The following is an 18,438-nucleotide window of genomic DNA, read 5'->3' as shown; positions in this document are numbered from 1 at the left end:
AGCATGCGCGCACTTTATGATTCCAAAAGTAAAACCATCGACCATCAGGGTATGAAAGACCTTTTCACCCACGAGGCCAGGGTACAGTCATGGCTAGACGTGGAAGGCGCTCTGGCGATGGCGCAGGCTAAGGTCGGTATGATCCCTGCTGCTGCGGCAGAAAATATTGCCGCCAACTGCCAGTTGGAGCGGATCGATCTGGCGGAGATCGACCGATTGATGCGTCAGATTGGCCACGGGTTTGTGCCTGTCATTAAGGTACTGGTGAAGGCTTGTGATGCAGAAAGCGGCAAGTACGTGCACTACGGCGTGACGACCCAAAACATACAGCAAACGGCCCATCTGCTGATCGTGCAGAAATTCCACCGTCATCTGATGAAGTTTGTCGATGACACGCTGGTCAATCTGGCCCGCCTGGCGAAGGCACACAAAAATACCCTGATGGCGGGGCGCACCCACGGCAAACATGCCTTGCCTATCACCTATGGCTATAAGGTTTCCGTGTGGATTTATGAGTTGCTGGCGGCGGTGGAACGTATGCAAGAGGCAGAAAAGCGTGTCTTCACCGTGATGATGGGCGGCGCGGTGGGCGCTTTTCACGCCACGGGGGAAGCGGGCAGAACGGTGCAGGATCTGGTCGCCGAACAGCTCGGAATGCATTCGATGCTGGTGCCTTCACGCAATGCCAGAGTGTTCCGCGCCGAGTACATCAGCAACCTGTGTTTGCTGGCAACCACCCTGCATAAAATTGCCGAAGAGGTTTATCAGACGTCTAGCGAGGAGTTTGGCGAGGTCTCTGAGGCGTTCACCAAAGGCACCGTGGGCAGCAGCACCATGCCGCAGAAGGTCAATCCCAAGCTGGCAAAGGGCATCATTGCCAACGCCCAGAAGCTGTATTCGGTGATGACGGCGGCGCTCTACGTCTGCCCAAGGCCGTTTGAGGCGGACAGCTCGGCCTACTTTATCTTTGATGCCAGCCTGCAGGAAAGCATTGAGCTGATGGCCGAGATTATCCTGCGTGCAGAGGAGCTGACGCGCACGCTGGTGATTAACCCTGAGCGGATGCACGACAACGTGATGCTGACGCACGGGCTGATCAACAGCGAAAAAATCATGATGAAGCTGGTGGATAAGCTGGGCAAGGATCCGGCCCATGAACTGGTTTACAACATGGCGATGCGTAGCACCCATGAACACCTCGAATACGGTGAAATACTAAGCCAGGATCCGGTCATGGCCGAAAACTTCACGGCGCAGGAGATTGCGGAGCTGCTGGATCCCGGTGCTTATACCGGCCTGTGCGCCGTATTGGCCGATGAACTGGCGGACCGGGTCTTGGAGAGAAGCCATGAATGACCAGCGCTCCGGGGTCATTAAGTCCAACCGGATCGTGTTCCCCGACGGTATCAAGGCCGGTTATCTATTGGTGCAGCAAGGGCAAATCAGCGGGTTCGCCAGCCACTTTTCCGGTAGCTGCATCGACCACAGTCATCGGATCATCATGCCCGGGTTTGTCGATATTCATGTGCATGGCTGGGGACGGGGTTCGTTCGGCTACAAGGGCAATAAGGCGTCGCTGAAGTGGATGAGCCACGATCTGGTCAAGGTCGGCGTCACCTCATATCTGCCTACCTCCGGCACGATGCCAAATGATTTCCTGGAGACGTCGTTAGTGGAGGCCGCTGACTATATTGCCACGGCAACGCCAGCGGACGGGGCCGAAGCCATCGGCATCCATATGGAAGGCCCCTACATCAGCGAAAAACACCTCGGCATGCAGCGAGCTGACTGCTTGCAACGGCCAAGCATTGAAGGATTCGAACGCTTTAACCAGTTGGCAGGGCAGAACATCCGTCTGATGACACTAGCGCCAGAGCTGGAAGGTGCGTTGGATTTGATTCGCCATCTGCGGGCGAAAGGGATCACCGCGTCGGCTGGGCATACCGATGCCACCTTTGCTGAGGTTACGGCAGCGATAGAGGCGGGATTAAATCATTTCACCCACGCTTATAGCGGGATGCGTGGCTTCCATCACCGTGAGCTCGGGGTGGTCGGTGCGCTGATGTACTATCAGGATACCTATGCGGAAGTTGCGAAACAGAGCGGCATCACCATCAAACCGGAGGCATTTGATCTGCTTTATCGCCTGAAGCGCGATCGGCGCATGGTGCTGATGAGTGACTGTATGGGCTATGTGGATTTCCCGGAAGGCTATGAGTTTCACCATTACCTGCGCAAAGAGACCTTCCGTATCAAACAGGGGCAGTTAGAGATCACCTCAGACGGTGGCGATACGCGCCACGTTTGCCCCTGTGACTATGGTGCGGTGCAGCAACTGGAGATGAACTTTCTCGATTCGGTGAAGAACATCGTCGATCGTCTGGATAATGGCCTGGTGTCCGTCGCCAGCATCGCTTGCGAGAATCCGGCGTTTCTGGCGGGCGCGCAGGGCCGGAAAGGGTCACTGTGCCCGGGGAAAGATGCCGATATTCTGGTGCTGAATGAAGGGTTGGATCTGGTGGAAGTCTACTGCCGGGGCGTTCGTCAGACACTGTAACCTTACCTAATGCACGGCCAACGTTGGTTGGCCGTAGTGGCCTCCATTCCCTCCTAGCTAAAACTCTCAGTGGTACAACCTCAAAAAATTTCAGCGATTTTATTGATGAAGGCCGTCACATAATCTAATTATTTGATGGGCTGTAAAAAACTATGTTGATATTTATCAATATGTGTCAGTTCAAAAAGTGAGCAAACTGCGGGTGCTCGTTTGAAATGGTATACAAATCAATAAAAAAGGTGTGGCCAACTTGGCACAAAGAAATATTTCTGTGAGCATTATTGAAAGGAATATCAACATGAATTTGATTTCAAAGGTATTTTTTCACAAGGCTTTGCAACAACCCAACAAAATAAATCAAAACCAGGGGAAAAAAGTCACGCTTAACAAGTCACTCATTGCCTTGACCATTTCCGCCGCCATCTCGCCGATGGCCGGGGTGGCCACCGCAGCTTATGTGGAAACAGGGCAGATAGGCGATAAAGCCAGTTGGGAAACAGAGGAATACAGCAGGGATTGGGGCATCACTGCGATGAAAGCATCCAGCGCCTATGCGCTGGGGTACTCTGGGCAAGGGGTTAACGTTGGCGTAATGGATTCTGGTGCTCTGTTATTTATTCATCAAGATCTTAACGGCGATCGCTTCCATGCAGTCCAGGCTAATGGCATCTACGGTTCGTCCGGTTTGCGTTACCCACAGTCGGCACCGGGGTTACAGGGCGAATATATCGAGGGTGAAGCATTTGATATCAGCGGCCAATGGGTAGCCGGTGTTAACGATGGTCATGGAACCCACGTAACCGGCACCGTTGGGGCTAATCGTGATGGTGAAGGCATGCACGGTGTTGCCTGGGGCGCCAATATTTATGTCGCTAATACCGGTGGCACGGATGGCAATAACTATGGCCCATTCCAGGATTACCAGTACTTCTATACCGGTTGGAAAGCGCTGGTTGATTCCGGTGCAGAGGTGATTAATAACAGCTGGGGTACCAACATTCGTATTGTCGACAACGGGTCAACCGGCAGTGATGGTGGCAATACCGGTGTGCATATACCTGCCAATAACATGACCCAGTCAGAATATGAGTACTTTTATTTCAATAAAGTCTATGGAGACAATCCGTCCTTTGTTGATGCTGCCTATGATGCCGTGAAAGGCACCACGGTGGTGCAGATATTTACCACGGGCAACCGCGATTTTGCCAATCCATTCTATCGTGCACTTTACCCTTATTATCACCCTGAAGCTGAGCAGCACTGGATTGCTGTTGCCGGGTTGCAACGGGTAACCGGTACCGATAAATACTCCCTCTCTTATACCTGGAATGAGGCTGGCGAGGCCAAATGGTGGACCGTGGCTGCGCCGGGAAATAGCATCTACTCAACCACGGTGAATGCGACAACCGGGGCTCCGGGCTGGGGGAACTCATCAGGTACCTCCATGTCGGCTCCCCATGTGGCTGGTGCCATGGGCGTACTGCTTTCACGCTATCAAGATATGAGCGCTCTTCAGGTTCGTGATGTGATGTTCACCACTGCCAGCCACCAGAACCCAGACGGTAGTACGCTGGCCAACTGGACTGCGGCTGACGGCGTTCCCGATGTTCGCTACGGCTGGGGAGTGCCCGATCTTGATAAAGGGATGTATGGGCCCGGTCAGTTCCTTGGCAAGGTTGAGTACAACATGGCCACAACACCGCTTGATGTCTGGAGTAATAACATCAGCCAGCAAGCGCTGGATGCGCGTAAACAAGAGGATTTGGCCTGGCTACAGAACTATAAAAATCAGGGTATTGCGGCTGGTGGAGCCTATGAGCTGGGTAATAGCTTCGTAGTCAATGACGGTAACAGCGATCCGACGGATCATATCGTCAGCCAGGAGGATGCGGAGAAATGGCGGCAGGATTATTACGCTGCGCGTGCTGCAGCTATTGAGTCCAAAATTGACGCTGATCTCTATACCGGTTCCCTGGTTAAACTCGGTGCGGGTACGTTGGTCATGACCGGTGATAACAGCTATCAGGGGAATACTACCGTGGAGAACGGCGCCCTGTATGGCTTCACTGAATCCTTTGGTAGCGGCACCGTGGCGGTGAATGGCGGTAAGTTCGGGGTCATTGGCCACTATAACGATACGTTTACGCTGAAGGGGCCACTGACATCGACAGCAAGCCATAAGGCCAATATTGACGTCAATGCCGGGGGCACTTACGTCGTCAGCACGGATGAACATGTCAATGTGGGTCAGTTGACCTTTAACAACGGTTCGATGATTACGGTGGGTTCCAACGACAGGGATGTATATGCAGACGTGTTTAATAATGGCACCGTCGCTGTTGGCACGGTCACCGCTGATGCCTTAACCGGTGTTGATAAGGCCATTGCCACACCTCAGTACGCGTTCTTCAACACCGAGGTCGAGGTTTCTGGTAATGCCCTCACCGCCAGTTTTGGCCGCAATGATGATGTGACGTTTGCCTCTTACGCTTCAAACCACAATGGCCGCTCTATTGCCAATACGATTGAGGGCACGGGTAGGGGGACGCTTTTCGACTCGCTGCTGATGGCATCTGGTGAGCAGGTTAGTAATACCTACAACTCACTCGGCAATGATATGTACCTCAATACGCAAAATGCCAGCATCGTTAATTCAATGACGATGTCCCGTGTTATCAAGGATCAGGCGGTTGGCATAGGTGGAGGGCGTTATGTTGAAACGGCCGATGGTTCGGGCCGCTTCTGGATGGCACCTATAGGTAGCTGGTCTAATGTGGATTACGGCCAATCCAGCATGGACGTCGATTTCTTCGCGGCCTTAATCGGCAGTGAAATCGATGTAAGCAGCAGCACTAAACTCGGGCTGTACTTCGGGGCGGGTAGCACCGATTTCAAAGGGGGAAGCAGCGGTAAAATCGACAGTGACGACCTGCACTTCGGGGTTTACGGTGTCTCTAAAATCGCTGATGTGGCTTCGCTGAATTATGGTGCGATGTACACCAAGCAGGATCGTGATGCTAATCGTACTTTGAGTGTCCTCGATCAGGTTGGCACAAATTCTGTCTCCCCAAATGTGGATATTACCCAGCTGTTTGCAGAAGCGGCCTATTCAGGATTCAATACCGATAGCTATTCCGTTGAGCCTTATTTCGGTGTCAGCTGGATGCATATCAAATCCGATGGCTATGTAGAAACGGTTAACAACATGGTGTTTACCACCAACGTTGATAACCAGGATCTGCAGGTCACCACCCTTGGCGTGCGTACCGCGGTGCCATTTACCTTGGCTAACCTGGATATGGCAGTGAAGGGCGATCTGTATGGTACCCACTTCTTCGGTGACACCACTCCAGAAGCGACAATGTCTCTTGCCGATAGCGGAGTAGCCAGGATCCAGGGGGGCAAATTGTCTAACCTGGTTGGCGTGGGGTTAGGTATTGAAACCAAGCTCGGTAAAGCGACCACCTTCGGTCTGTCATACACCGGTGCTTATAATAGCGATATCACTTCAAACGGCTTTTACGCCAAGTTAAAAATCGATTTCTAGAGTGATTACGCGATAAAACAACCACCGGCCAAGGCTGGTGGTTGTCCCGATCAAATGAAAAAGTCAGGGTATCTCTGTTCTAGCAGGGCGCGCAGCTGCTGACGATCCAATCCCTCAATCTCCTGAATAAATCCCTCTGCCGGGATCTTCTTCTTCGCCCGGGAGAGCCCGTGCTGGCTGAGCAGCGAGATATCATCGCGGCTGAGATAGAAATTCACCTTGATGTAATCCAACTGATAATACTTCAGATAGCTCGAGATTTTATTGGTGAAGGTGATCAGCAAATCAAAGGGGATCTGCTTGAGCGTGTGTATCTCATTGATATTCACGTAGCCGACAATTTCAATATGGAAGTGCGACTTCAGCACCTCCTTGAAATAGCCCACCTTACTTTCAGAAGAGTTGGTCACGATAATGACGCGTTTTTTCTCCTCACTGTGGACTCGGTTTTGCAGCTCGTATTTCTTCAGGATCAACACCAGCGTGGACAGATGCACCGGTGAAAAGGTGGTTTGATAGTGCTGCGCAATGGGTGCGGTGGCCTGGGCGACGCCCTGATAGAGCAGCGCATGCCGGGTCTGCACCTGATGCAGTTTTTTATCGTCAAAGTAGAGATTGAACTTGTTTTGTACGATGGTCGAATAGACGAACTGGTAGATCTCGGCGAAGAAGGGCGAACGGTTGTGGATTTCTGCCCGTAGCAACGGGGTCAGGGTTTCACAAAGGCGGCCAACGAGCGTAATCAGCGTGGGATCGTAGATATCGAACGGCCGCCAAGTGTAGGTCAGCGATGAAATCAGCAGGTCGAGAAAGCGGTTTTCGTGCTCGCCATCCAGCAACCCAAAGTCAGAGGACTGAATAAAGCTCAGGTTATCGCTGTGGGTAATAAAATGCCCGCGCCGCATGCGATGTAGCGCAATGCTCATATACACCAGGAAGTATTTCTTGCTGTTATAGCCCAGCGTGATCCGCTGGCTCAGCCGCTGTTGGTATAGCTCGGCAGCGGCACTGATTTCCTGTTGGCACACCTTTAAGAACTGCGTGGCAATGGAGCGATTAATCGGCTCATTGGCTTTGTGGGGCACCAGCAGGTGATCTTCGCCGATCTCTATGGTTTTCAGGATCGTCAGGCAAATGGCGATGCGCAGCAGGATCTCGTCGCCATCCAGCCGCGACCCCTGTTTGGGAATGGCGGTAACGGCGAGATGGTTCGCCTGTAAAAATGCCGACAGCGCCTGGTTATCGTTTTTGAGCGTGGTTGGGCTGACGTTAAACTTGCGGTAATACTCGCTTTTGTTCACCACGTCCTGCAGGCATAGCGCCACGCTGAGATCTTTAATGCGTTCATCGGCGGTGGTGATGTAGCGGTTAAACGGGATCTGTTCCAGAAAGGCGATATATTCCCGGTAACCGATCGCCGTGACGATCCACTGCCCATCGATATGTAGGTGGCAATCTGGCTCCAGGAACTCGTTGATCTCCTTCATGGAGCGCTTCAGCGTCGACGTGGTTTTGCCAAACCTGGAGGTGACATCCTCGATTAACACCGGGCTGTGTTCCTGAATATATTTCAACAATGACAGGTCAAAACTGTTCACCAAGGCATCTCAACGTCTGGTCTGGAGTCGGATAGTTGAGAGTATAGAAAATGGTGAGTGTTGTCTGTGAGCTGGGTGGAGCGGTTGCAACAACCTCCCAAGCTCTGATTATCACTTCCAGTATTCTATCGCTGCCGGCTATTTTCCTCTCCCTAGAGAGCGATTAGTTTTGTCTGAAAAGACTTAATACTTTGCATTGTAATGGGGGGTTTTTCACTCACCAGATTAAAAAGTTCTAAACTCTATCGAGACTAAAGTCTTCCCGTGCTCTTTTTGGATCTCAGAGGAAGAATCTATCGGTTATGAATAATAAACACTATCTGGTACAGAGATCCGAGAGGGCATTACTGATGTTAGATTCAATCAAAAGAACATTCTTGGCCACATGTCTGACCGGCCTCCTGCTCCAACCCTCATTATCCGTTGCTCAATCGACAATGACCATCTTCGAGGATGTGCGGATCTTTGACGGCACAAGTTTAACTGCCAAGATGAATGTGGTCGTTGAAGGCAATAAAATTACTCAAATTTCTTCCCAACCGATTAGTTCACCCACTGATGCAGTGCATATCGCTGGCAATGGTCAAACACTGATGCCTGGCCTTATCGACGCTCACTGGCATACCTTTATGGTGCGCCCTACCATGGCCCAGGCATCAATGGCTCCGTTAACTTTTATTACTTTGCTGGCCGGTGCTGAAGCTGAGTCAACGCTGATGCGTGGATTTACCAGCGTTCGCGATTTGGGTGGACCTGCGTTTGGCTTAAAACTCGCTATTGATAATGGCGTCATCAAAGGGCCACGCATCTGGCCATCGGGGGCAATGATTTCACAAACGGGTGGTCATGGTGATTTTCGTATGCTTTCAGAGATACCGTCTACCCCTGACCAATTGAGCTATCCAGAGCGAGTAGGCATATCAGCGATAGCGGATTCATCCGATGAGGTTCGCAAGCGCACCAGAGAGCAATTATTGCAAGGAGCCAGCCAGATCAAACTGACCGGGGGCGGCGGCGTCTCTTCTCCCTATGGCCCGATAGATACGGTACAGCTTAGCGTCGATGAAATTCACGCTGCAGTCGAGGCCGCTGCAAATTGGGGGACCTATGTGACAGTCCATGCATATACCCCGGAAGCCATTCGTAATGCCATTCAGGCCGGTGCAAAAGTGATTGAGCATGGTCAACTAGCCGATGATGCAACGGCAAAGCTGATGGCAGATACGGGGACATGGTGGAGTTTGCAGCCTTTTTTGGCTGACGAAAATGCCAATCAACTGCCCGATGCTGCCGGACAAGCCAGGGCAGCACAAGTGTTTGCCGGAACGGATAATGCCTATCGCTTGGCAAAAAAATACGGTGTGAAAGTCGCATTTGGCACGGACGTGTTATTTGATGCGAATTTGGCAACCAGGCAAGGCTCTCAGCTTTCTACCATGATGCGGTGGTACACCCCAGCCGAAGTGCTCAAAATGGCGACGGCTGATAATGCACAATTGTTGGCACTATCAGATCGACGCAACCCCTATCCAGGAAAACTGGGTGTTGTCGAAGTCGGCGCTTTAGCCGATTTATTACTGGTCAACGGCGATCCGCTAGCTGATATCGGCCTGCTAGCCGATCCTGGCAAAAACCTGACTGTCATTATGAAAGACGGTCAGATAGTAAAAAACCAGCGGCTGGCGAAGTGAGTTTTCATATTGCGAGGTTTGATGTCCATTAGTGAAAAACATGCATTAAGAACATAACTTTCATCTTCTGTGAGCTGGGTGGGTCAGGAGACTGTGGTGAGCTCTTATCTCATTACCTTTCTATGGCCGATGAGTCCCCCTTGTATCATCCAATAGAGCAACTCGCTATTACGTCTGAAGTTGAGTCTTTTCATGGCTGAACGTTTATGCGCACTGACCGTTTTCACACTCAGATTCATATAATATGCTACCTCAGTCAGACTCCTACCCTGTTGGAGGTAACCTAATACCTCGTATTCACGATGGGTAATCGATTGAGATGCAGAGCATGAAGATTGATGATCGATAGACCGTGCTTGTTCAACCATATTCAAGACTAAGTTCATAGACTGATGTCGGTATAAGATACCGTCTTTTCTTACATGACACTTTTCGTTTTTATCACAGATGGCAAAAACAAGAGGTTTAGCCGTGCTGTGTAGATATCGGTAGTAGACACCCGGGATACCATGACGGTTAGCATGAAATAAGATATCTATCGAGGGCTTGGAAGCCTTTTCATCAATGAACTTTACGCGGGTATTTTTTGTGAGGTAAAAATCAGCAAGTAAATGGCGCAGGCCGGATGTAAAGTACTGATTGTCATCAACTATTGATATTTCTAACGTTTCTTTCATAACCTATATCCTTGCTAGCTTTAGGGCAAAATACATATTTGACTCCGGCGAGATTTTTATTACTTTGCCTGTGTTTTTAAATCAGGTTAGTCATGATTTTGAGAACCATGGAAATAAAAACTTCTGTTGTTCAGTGTAGGGTTTTAATTTTGCCAAGAGGTTACCTGAACTGTGGAACAGTTTGCAATTTAATAGAGTTTAATTCGAAAATTAAGTTGATTATTTTGCATGGGGAATTTTTAAGTTTATTAAATTAATTTTTTAAAGTTAAGCGTGCATTTTTATAACTTTTGTGATTGATGTATACATACCCGTATTTTTGTAAGTTAATAAAGTTAATCGCTTACCGAGAGTAAGCGATTTGACATGCCGGGGATGTAAATTGTGTTAATCGTGATATTCTGAGAGTACGCAAACAAAGAATGGATTAGACAGTCCCTGGAAAAATACTGCATTTTTATTCATTTCTTTCAATTCTGTATAGAATTCGACTCCAGGGAGATCAGGTAGAATATATTTCTGCCATGATTCTTCTGGAACATTGTCGCTTGGGGTGACAACTTCACGCGAGATTGTTGTTTTTTGCATGCCATTTAATTCTGAGTGTTTGTGAGTAAAAAACACTTTCCTATTAACCAGATATTGCTGGTTATCTTGTGTATACGTCCCCGTCATCTCTAATAAACCTTCGCCACGTATAGTAAAAATGATGCTGGAAAACAAGTTGATATCAATATTTTTGTTGTGCCGTTCGATATGTGAGATAAGTTGAGCATCACAGCGGAAAGGCTGCTTGCTAGGAACGGTAAAGTGATGGCGATAGAACAGATAACTGCAAATCAAAATAATGGCTAGTAACGCAAAGATTATTTTTTTCATTTTAGCCTACTTAACATATTTATAGTTTGTACAATTTCTATAATGAGTGCTGTCACGGTTTTTACAAACAGACATAAAACTTATCTTCATCATCGCATTGTTATTTCGAGTCTCTGCGTAATAGATATCGATACTCTCTTGTGTACAATCGATTTTTTCACTTTCCATCCTATTGGTAACCGATTTAATAAAGTCGGCAGGAGGCTTGGCGGTATTTAAACTATAGATATTACACTCGCCTATTGCGGTCACCAAAGGAACAGCATCACTTTTAGGTAAGAGTATGAAAGCCACTCCTGCCGCAGAGGCTAGAAGTAATGTAATTACAATAATGATAATGTTTAACTTAACTGTTTTTCTGATCTTCTCTGTTCGACTTTCTGGCTGAGATAAAGTTCGTTCATTTATCAGCGTGGTGGGTTCATCTACGATGACCGTGCTCCTTTCCTCTATCGTCACTTCTTTTAATATTTTTTCCGCTTTTACGACAGGATGAATTTCCGCCTCCATTCTAAAGCCAACTTTGGGCACGGTGATGATGACATCACTATCGAGCCCCAGATTGACAAATGCTTTTCTTAACTCACTAATGTGGTTGCTTAAATTAGCCTTTGAGGCGGCGAAGCCATAATTTACCCACACGTTTTGAATGATGACATCTTTAGAAAGGGTATTCTTGTTGTTCTCAATGAGCTCACATAACAGACGACTTGCTGGTTTGGTTAACTCAATGGACAGCAGGGTGTCATTTTTCAAGGCTAGGACCCTAGTACCAGGATCAAAAGTAAGGTTTAAATTTATTATGTATTTCATAGTGTTGGTAAGTAATCCTTAGTGTCAAAGTTACATCAAAGCTTAACGTCGTTTCAAAGAATAAGAATAGTCTCTGATTTTATGTTTTGGGGAATTTAGTTGAGATATATGGCTTGAGTCAACAGTTTGCTGGAATTATTTTTTTTAATAATAAGTTATCGTTTCTTAAGGGGCGTGGGATCCTGCTTGGGGAGGGTTTTTTCTTATTTGTCAAAGCAATATACTTATAATTTAGTAAGATTTGGTTATAAATTCTTTTTTATCGTTGTAAATTAGCTTAATTATCTTTTTAGGTTTGGCGGGGGTAACATATTTCCAGTCGCCGATACTTATTCATAATCGACAAGCGTAGTAGAGAATACCGGTCTTCTCAAGACTCCGACTCTGCGCCAGTTAATGAATGGCTATGGTGATAAACATATAGGATAAAACTGTTTTATTAAGGATATAGTAAAATGAAATTGAATAAGATCATGATGGCTGCGGTAATGACTTTGAGTACCCTCTCTATGGCTCACGCTGCTAATCAGGGGGCAGGCACCGTGACCTTTAACGGTTCAGTGATTGATGCGCCATGCTCTATTGATCCAGGTAGCAAAGATCAAACCGTAGAGTTGGGCGATATTGCTACCGTACAGCTGAAAAAAGGCGGAAAGTCTACTCCACAGGATTTTATGATCAAGCTGGTCGGCTGTGAGATTGAGACTGCTCAAGATGTGACGACTACCTTCAAGGGTGCCGAGTCTGAAGCACTTCCGGGTTTGTTGGCAATGAAAGGTTCAGCACGTGGTGCCAGCATCGCTATCAATGATACTGATGGTAAACTTTTGCCACTGACCACCGCCAGTAAAAAACAGAAAGTTGAAGACGGGTTGGTCACCTTGCGCTTCAGCGCTCACCTGCAGGGCGATGGGGCTTCCGCAGCAATCACCCCGGGTGAATTCAACACTACTGCTGACTTTACCCTAGCATATCAATAAGCCCACAGCGATTTATTCGCACAGTTAATAGCATGCGGGGAAACCTGCATGCTGCCTATTAACTTGTCTGACGATCGTTATACGGGGAAAGCATGTATTCACAGCGTGGCAAAAGGCTACTACGTGGCACGGTATTAATTAATCTGCTGTTATGTTCCCATTGGGTATTGTCCGCCAATCAGTGGCGTGGCGAGGTTACCTTAAATGGTAGAGTTATCGCCTCCGCTTGTGCCATTGATACCGATAGCGTTGACCAAACGATTACCATGGCAGCACTACCTATCAGTCAGATTATTCTTGATGGCCGGAGTGAATTGCATGCTTTCAGTATTAAGTTGGTTAATTGTGCTTTGGAGAGATTCAATCCAGCGTTGGCTGACCGACGATACTTTGTGGTGACCTTCGAGGGTAAATCAGATGCCGGTCATTTCGGCATTGATGGTAACGCCAAAGGCATTGCTCTACAAATTTCCGATAGTCGGGGTAATGTCGCTGTGCCAGGTGTTCCAATGCCAAAGAGTGATATTTACCCGGGTGCCATGGAGTTTAATTACGGCCTGCGATTGATCGGTAATAACCAAGTGATGAAGGGCGGTAGTTATCATTCCACCGTTCGGTTTAATATGGATTATTATTAAACCTGTTTGAACTCTGTATCTACGCATTAAATAATTATTGATAAGGGTCTATTGATGTCGACTGGCTGTATAGGGAAATTACAACCGCGAACCCTGGGGCTGTTGATTTCATTTATTCTAGCGGGGAATGCCGCTGGCAGCTTCGCTGCTGATATTGAATTCAATACCGACGTACTGGATGTGTCCGATCGCATCAATATTGACTTGGGACAGTTTTCTCGCGGCAATTTTATCATGCCCGGTGATTATCTTTTTACCGTGCATATTAATAAACAGACATTAACCGATCAGCTAGTGACATTTTATCCGCCGGATAATGACGACAAAAGCAGTGAAGCCTGTATTACTCCGCAGTTGGTTGAACAGTTGGGGTTAAAAGAATCCGCATTACTAAAATTGACCTGGTGGCACCAAAACCAGTGTCTGGTCATCAGCAGTCTGGAAGGGATGGAAGTACGCGGTGATTTAGGTGCTGCTGCTCTGTACCTCAATATTCCTCAAGCCTATCTGGAATATACCGCCGAAAACTGGGATCCGCCGTCGCGTTGGGATGAAGGTATTCCAGGTCTGCTACTTGACTATAACCTCAACGGGCAAGGCCAGCGCCAGCAAAAACAGAGTACGCAGAGCTATAACCTCAGTGGCAACGGTACCCTGGGCGGCAATATAGGTGCCTGGCGGTTGCGTGCCGACTGGCAATCTCACCTGGATCACCAGAGCGGATCAGGCGAACCGACCCAAACCAATTGGGAATGGAGCCGTTACTACGTTTACCGCGCACTACCAAAGCTGGGCGCCAAACTGACGATGGGCGAAGACTTTTTAAACTCTGATATCTTCGACAGTTTCCGTTTTGCTGGGGCCAGCCTGGTGAGCGACGACAATATGTTGCCGCCCAATCTGCGTGGTTATGCACCGGAAGTGGTTGGGATAGCGCGCAGCAACGCCAAGGTGATTATCAGTCAGCAAGGGCGGGTGCTGTATGAAACTCAAGTGGCATCGGGACCGTTCCGCATTCAGGACATTAACGACGCAGTTAGCGGCCTACTGGACGTGCGAGTGGAAGAGCAGGATGGCAGCGTGCAGGAGTTCAGGATGGACACAGCCAGCATCCCGTACCTGACGCGGCCCGGATCGGTACGTTACAAGGTGATGGCTGGCCGGCCTACGGACTGGCAGCGCCACAGTAACGGGCCGATATTTGGCTCTGGCGAGTTTTCCTGGGGGGTGAGTAACGGCTGGTCTCTGTACGGTGGCGGTGTGGCTGGGGGCGAATACAACGCGCTGGCGCTAGGTGTAGGCCGTGACTTGATGATGTTCGGTGCGCTGTCGTTTGACGCCACTCAGTCGCGTGCACGTCTGCAGCAGCAGGGCACGTTGAGCGGCGGTTCATACCGTCTGAGCTATTCCAAACGTTTTGACGACTACGACAGCCAGGTAACCTTTGCTGGCTACCGCTTCTCGGAGCGCAACTATATGTCGATGAGCGAATACCTGGATGCGCGCACTTACGGTACGCGCAACAGTAACAGTAAGGAAATGTATACCATTACCTTTAATCAGCAGCTCCGCGATCTGGGGATGAGCGCTTACCTGAACTATAACCACCAGACTTACTGGGACAGGCCAGCGAACGATCGCTATAACCTGACGCTGTCGCGCTATTTCGATCTAGGCCGTTTCCGGAATATCAGCCTGTCGCTAACGGCTTATCGCAATAAGTTCAACGGCAATAATGACGATGGTATGTACATGTCATTGTCGCTACCGTGGGGCAAAAATGGCTCACTGAGCTATAGCAGCAGCTACAACCGTAACGATAACACTCATCAGGTGGGGTATTACGACCGGCTCAATGAGCGCGACACCTATCAACTGAGCGCAGGCAGTGCACGCAACGGCGCGATCGCCAGCGGTTATTACAGCCACCGGGGTGATCTCAGTCAGTTGAGCGCCAATGTTAACTACCAGGCCGGGCAATACAGTTCGGTGGGGCTGTCAATGCAGGGCGGAGCGACTGCCACCCCGAAAGGTGCAGCATTGCACCGTAACAACGTGATCGGCGGCACTCGCATGTTACTGGATACTGATGGTGTTGCGGGTATCCCGATCAGCGGTTACGACGCGCCGACCGTAAGCAACGCCTTCGGTAAGGCGGTGGTGGTGGATGTCGGCAGTTACTACCGCAACCAGTTCAGCATAGATCTTAATGCGCTGCCGGAAAACGCCGAAGTTAACCAGTCCGTGGTACAGGCTACGCTGACCGAGGGCGCCATTGGCTACCGACGTTTTGAGGTGATCGCTGGTGAAAAGGCAATGGCGGTGGTGCGGTTGAGTAACGGTTCGGCGCCGCCGTTTGGTGCCACGGTGCATAACGGTAAGCGGCAGGAGGTAGGTATCGTCAATGACAACGGTGAAGTGTACCTCAGTGGGATCAACGTCGGTGAAGTGATGAGTGTGAACTGGGGCGGTGTGGATCAGTGCGGCTTTACCCTGCCGCTGGTATTGCCACCGAGCCAAACGACCAATTTGTTACTGCCATGTGGCCCGTTGGCCAGCGGCAAGACTTAAACATCATTTGAAGAGTAAAGAGAAATGAAAACTAACCATGTACTGATATTAATCGTCAGCGGCCTGCTGTGCGCTCAGCAGGCGACTGCCGCCATCGCGTTGGACCGTACTCGGGTGATTTTTAGCGGCGGCGACAAGTCGGTCAGCATGAGTATCAGCAACGAGAACAAGCAATTGCCCTATTTGGCGCAGGGCTGGATAGAAGACGCCAACGGCAAAAAAATCACCAGCCCGCTGACGGTATTACCTCCAGTGCAGCGCCTGGAGCCGGGCGCCAAGAGTCAGGTGAAAGTTCAGGGTCTACCAGCCACTAATATGCTTCCACAGGATCGCGAGACGCTGTTTTACTTCAACTTGCGTGAAATCCCACCGAAGAGTGACAAACCCAACACGCTGCAACTGGCACTGCAAACCCGCATCAAGTTGTTCTATCGGCCAAAGGCGATTGCGGCAACAAACCTGGAGGCCAGCGCGCCGTGGCAGGAAAAGCTGACGCTAACCAAACAGGGTGACAGTTATCAGGTGAATAACCCGACGCCATATTATGTGACCCTGGTTGAGGCCAGCAGCAAAAAAGGCGGTGCTAGCGCGCCGGGCTTCGAGCCGCTGATGGTGGGCCCCAAAGGCAGCGCGCCACTAAAAGTGGCCGCTTCTGCTCTGGGTAACGCACCGGTGCTGACCTATATCAACGACTATGGCGGCCGCCCACGGCTGAGTTTCAACTGTAACGGTAACAGTTGCCAAGCGGTTGCGGGCAGCAAGTAAAGTTCGCAGAGATAACAGGCGGAGAAACGATGCAAAGAAAAACCCAGGAGGGGAACGGGTGTAGGGATCATCACCATGAGTGGTTGTATGCCCTGGCGGCCACGGCGCTGGTACTGTTAGGCCAGCAGGCACAGGCGGCAAACACCACGGTAAAGGTAACTGTGACCATAGCAGCACCGCCGCCCTGTGAGATTAACGGCAATAACCTGATCGAAGTGAAATTCGGTAACGACGTCATGACCACGCGTATAGACGGCAGCTATAAAAAGCAGTTGGTACCCTACTCGATTGAATGCAAAAACGCGCAGCCCAATGAGCCGATGAAAATACAAATCGAGGGTAATCAGGCGGCAGGTTTTAACAGCCATGTGCTGCGAACTGAGAAGGATGGTTTGGGGGTCGCGCTATTGCGCAACGATAATCCACAACCGCTCAACACCTGGGTAACCTTTACCTACCCTAATAAACCCAAATTTGAGGTGGTACCGGTCAAACGGTCTGGGGTAACGCTGAAGGGGGGGATGTTTTCGGCCGGGGCGACCATGAAGGTGGAATATCAGTGAAAGGGAATAAGGTCATGGTGCGATATGGCAGCATTTTTCTATTAATAGTCTTCGCTGGCCCAGTGTTCGCGGTAGAGAACATGAGTTTTACCGGCATGTTGATTGAACCACCACCGTGCACCATTAAAGACGGCGATGAAATAGAGGTTAATTTTGGCGATCGTGTAGGGGTGAGCAAAGTGGATGGCGTTAACTATCTACGGCCGGTGACTTACACGATCTCCTGTGACCCCAGCGTCGAGGCATGGAATATGACGCTGGAGGTGGTCGGTAGCGCGGCGGATTACGACGCGGCGGCGATCCAAACCGATATGGACGACTTGGCGATCCGCCTGCTGCAAAACAATGAACGGTTTATTCTCAATAAGCCGCTCCCCATCCCGAATGTAGCACCAACGCTGACGGCGGTGCCGGTCAAGCGGCCAGGTGCCACCCTGAAAAGTGGAAAATTCGTGGCTACCGCCACTTTGCTGGCGGTGTATCAATGAAGCGGAGAATAGCCATGGTTAACAAATCAGGCTGGTGCGCTACGACGGCGCTGTTGTTGTTGTGCTGTCAACCGAGTTTGGCGGTGAAGAATATGCGCTTGTACGGGGCGTTGGTGGCAGAGCCTTGTGTGATCCTGCCGGGTGATGAAACGGTGGTGTTGGATTTTGATACGGTGATCGATAAATACCTGTATATGAACACCCGAACTAAAGGTAAGGCGTTTGAGCTACGTTTGGCGCAGTGCGATCTCAGCATGGGGGAAAAGGTCAAAGTCACTTTCAGCGGAGATGAAAGCATAGCGCTGCCGGGGTTACTGGCGCTGAACGGTACCAGCGTGGCTAGCGGCATCGCCATCGGTATGGAGACACCACAGGGAGAGCTACTGCCGATCAATGTGCCGGGCAAAGCGCAAAAGCTGGTCAGCGGGGCCAATATCCTGACGGTTCATGCTTTTGTTAAGGGTGAGCCTGAAGCGTTAGCGCAAAGAACCATCGGACGCGGGACCTTCAATGCACAGGCAACCATTAGTTTGGAATATGAATAACAGCGCAGCGTTAAGCGGCTGTATGAGTTTTGGACTGGAGTGTTTTTGCAATCCACTGTCCCCTCCTCCGTCAGGAAAGATTGAGGCGGACTTTGATTTTAATCCCTTGTGTCATAACTCCAGTGC

At 49.8% G+C, this 18,438-nt stretch carries 15 protein-coding genes; 11 read left to right on the top strand and 4 right to left on the bottom strand.

The genetic code is table 11. From position 1 onward, the window contains the following. The first annotated feature begins 3 nt into the window (after positions 1–3). The 3 genes from WN53_RS06680 to WN53_RS06670 all read left to right on the top strand — a co-directional run bounded on the left by WN53_RS06680 (position 4) and on the right by WN53_RS06670 (position 6,104). Entirely contained in the window at positions 4–1,356 is a 1,353-nt protein-coding gene (locus WN53_RS06680; protein ID WP_024482823.1) for a class-II fumarase/aspartase family protein, read from the top strand. Beyond that, the gene (locus WN53_RS06675) at positions 1,349–2,557 is read left to right on the top strand and encodes an N-acetylglucosamine-6-phosphate deacetylase (RefSeq protein WP_024482822.1); all 1,209 of its coding nucleotides are present in this window, start codon (positions 1,349–1,351) and stop codon (positions 2,555–2,557) included. Before WN53_RS06680 ends, WN53_RS06675 begins: the two co-directional genes overlap by 8 nt. A 298-nt stretch (positions 2,558–2,855) precedes the next feature. Continuing rightward, positions 2,856–6,104, top strand: coding sequence for a S8 family serine peptidase (locus tag WN53_RS06670; protein ID WP_024482821.1), 3,249 nt, complete (start codon positions 2,856–2,858; stop codon positions 6,102–6,104). Between the two features lie 50 nt (positions 6,105–6,154). On the opposite strand, the gene WN53_RS06665 is transcribed toward WN53_RS06670, so the two are convergent. Next, complete coding sequence (locus WN53_RS06665) at positions 6,155–7,702, bottom strand: BglG family transcription antiterminator (RefSeq protein ID WP_024482820.1); 1,548 nt, start codon at positions 7,700–7,702, stop codon at positions 6,155–6,157. A gap of 302 nt (positions 7,703–8,004) precedes the next feature. Here WN53_RS06665 and WN53_RS06660 point away from each other — a divergent pair, with 302 nt between their 5' ends. After that, complete coding sequence (locus WN53_RS06660) at positions 8,005–9,393, top strand: metal-dependent hydrolase family protein (RefSeq protein WP_167669091.1); 1,389 nt, start codon at positions 8,005–8,007, stop codon at positions 9,391–9,393. A gap of 104 nt (positions 9,394–9,497) precedes the next feature. Here the strand turns inward: WN53_RS06660 and WN53_RS26775 are convergent, their stop codons facing one another. The 3 genes from WN53_RS26775 to WN53_RS06645 all read right to left on the bottom strand — a co-directional run bounded on the left by WN53_RS26775 (position 9,498) and on the right by WN53_RS06645 (position 11,705). After that, positions 9,498–10,070: a helix-turn-helix transcriptional regulator gene (locus tag WN53_RS26775; protein ID WP_024482818.1), complete on the bottom strand. Its 573-nt coding sequence runs from the start codon at positions 10,068–10,070 to the stop codon at positions 9,498–9,500. A 387-nt stretch (positions 10,071–10,457) separates the two neighbouring features. Next, positions 10,458–10,949 carry a hypothetical protein gene (locus WN53_RS06650; protein ID WP_024482817.1) on the bottom strand — a complete coding sequence of 164 codons (492 nt, stop codon included), beginning with the start codon at positions 10,947–10,949 and terminating at the stop codon, positions 10,458–10,460. A gap of 6 nt (positions 10,950–10,955) precedes the next feature. Further along, a complete protein-coding gene (locus tag WN53_RS06645) occupies positions 10,956–11,705 on the bottom strand; it encodes a winged helix-turn-helix domain-containing protein (RefSeq protein WP_158645265.1) in 750 nt (249 codons plus the stop codon). A gap of 512 nt (positions 11,706–12,217) precedes the next feature. On the opposite strand from WN53_RS06645, the gene WN53_RS06640 reads away from it, so the two are divergent. From WN53_RS06640 to WN53_RS06610, 7 genes are all read left to right on the top strand, one after another. After that, a complete protein-coding gene (locus tag WN53_RS06640; protein WP_024482815.1) occupies positions 12,218–12,742 on the top strand; it encodes a fimbrial protein in 525 nt (174 codons plus the stop codon). Between the two features lie 92 nt (positions 12,743–12,834). After that, positions 12,835–13,380, top strand: coding sequence for a fimbrial protein (locus WN53_RS06635; protein ID WP_024482814.1), 546 nt, complete (start codon positions 12,835–12,837; stop codon positions 13,378–13,380). 54 nt (positions 13,381–13,434) lie between these two features. Beyond that, positions 13,435–15,951 carry an outer membrane usher protein gene (locus WN53_RS06630; RefSeq protein ID WP_037411221.1) on the top strand — a complete coding sequence of 839 codons (2,517 nt, stop codon included), beginning with the start codon at positions 13,435–13,437 and terminating at the stop codon, positions 15,949–15,951. Positions 15,952–15,975: 24 nt separating this feature from the next. Beyond that, the gene (locus WN53_RS06625; RefSeq protein ID WP_024482813.1) at positions 15,976–16,716 is read left to right on the top strand and encodes a fimbria/pilus periplasmic chaperone; all 741 of its coding nucleotides are present in this window, start codon (positions 15,976–15,978) and stop codon (positions 16,714–16,716) included. A gap of 29 nt (positions 16,717–16,745) precedes the next feature. Beyond that, on the top strand, positions 16,746–17,279 hold the full coding sequence (locus tag WN53_RS06620) for a fimbrial protein (RefSeq protein ID WP_080660644.1): 534 nt from the start codon (positions 16,746–16,748) through the stop codon (positions 17,277–17,279). Beyond that, on the top strand, positions 17,276–17,767 hold the full coding sequence (locus WN53_RS06615; RefSeq protein WP_235166920.1) for a fimbrial protein: 492 nt from the start codon (positions 17,276–17,278) through the stop codon (positions 17,765–17,767). Before WN53_RS06620 ends, WN53_RS06615 begins: the two co-directional genes overlap by 4 nt. 14 nt (positions 17,768–17,781) lie before the next feature. Further along, positions 17,782–18,312 carry a fimbrial protein gene (locus WN53_RS06610; protein ID WP_024482810.1) on the top strand — a complete coding sequence of 177 codons (531 nt, stop codon included), beginning with the start codon at positions 17,782–17,784 and terminating at the stop codon, positions 18,310–18,312. The last annotated feature ends 126 nt before the right edge of the window (positions 18,313–18,438 follow it).

The sequence above is a fragment of the Serratia fonticola genome, assembly GCF_001006005.1.
Lineage (GTDB): Bacteria > Pseudomonadota > Gammaproteobacteria > Enterobacterales > Enterobacteriaceae > Chania > Chania fonticola.
Note: the sequence above shows the minus strand (reverse complement) of the source record. Positions and strands in the feature narration are given on the sequence as shown.

Bases quoted from the DNA above. Each gene is read 5' to 3' on its own strand.
- WN53_RS06680 (WP_024482823.1), top strand. From the start codon at position 4: ATGCGCGCACTTTATGATTCCAAAAGTAAAACCATCGACCATCAGGGT.
- WN53_RS06675 (WP_024482822.1), top strand. From the start codon at position 1,349: ATGAATGACCAGCGCTCCGGGGTCATTAAGTCCAACCGGATCGTGTTC.
- WN53_RS06670 (WP_024482821.1), top strand. From the start codon at position 2,856: ATGAATTTGATTTCAAAGGTATTTTTTCACAAGGCTTTGCAACAACCC.
- WN53_RS06660 (WP_167669091.1), top strand. From the start codon at position 8,005: ATGAATAATAAACACTATCTGGTACAGAGATCCGAGAGGGCATTACTG.
- WN53_RS26775 (WP_024482818.1), bottom strand. From the start codon at position 10,070: ATGAAAGAAACGTTAGAAATATCAATAGTTGATGACAATCAGTACTTT.
- WN53_RS06650 (WP_024482817.1), bottom strand. From the start codon at position 10,949: ATGAAAAAAATAATCTTTGCGTTACTAGCCATTATTTTGATTTGCAGT.
- WN53_RS06640 (WP_024482815.1), top strand. From the start codon at position 12,218: ATGAAATTGAATAAGATCATGATGGCTGCGGTAATGACTTTGAGTACC.
- WN53_RS06635 (WP_024482814.1), top strand. From the start codon at position 12,835: ATGTATTCACAGCGTGGCAAAAGGCTACTACGTGGCACGGTATTAATT.
- WN53_RS06630 (WP_037411221.1), top strand. From the start codon at position 13,435: ATGTCGACTGGCTGTATAGGGAAATTACAACCGCGAACCCTGGGGCTG.
- WN53_RS06625 (WP_024482813.1), top strand. From the start codon at position 15,976: ATGAAAACTAACCATGTACTGATATTAATCGTCAGCGGCCTGCTGTGC.
- WN53_RS06620 (WP_080660644.1), top strand. From the start codon at position 16,746: ATGCAAAGAAAAACCCAGGAGGGGAACGGGTGTAGGGATCATCACCAT.
- WN53_RS06610 (WP_024482810.1), top strand. From the start codon at position 17,782: ATGGTTAACAAATCAGGCTGGTGCGCTACGACGGCGCTGTTGTTGTTG.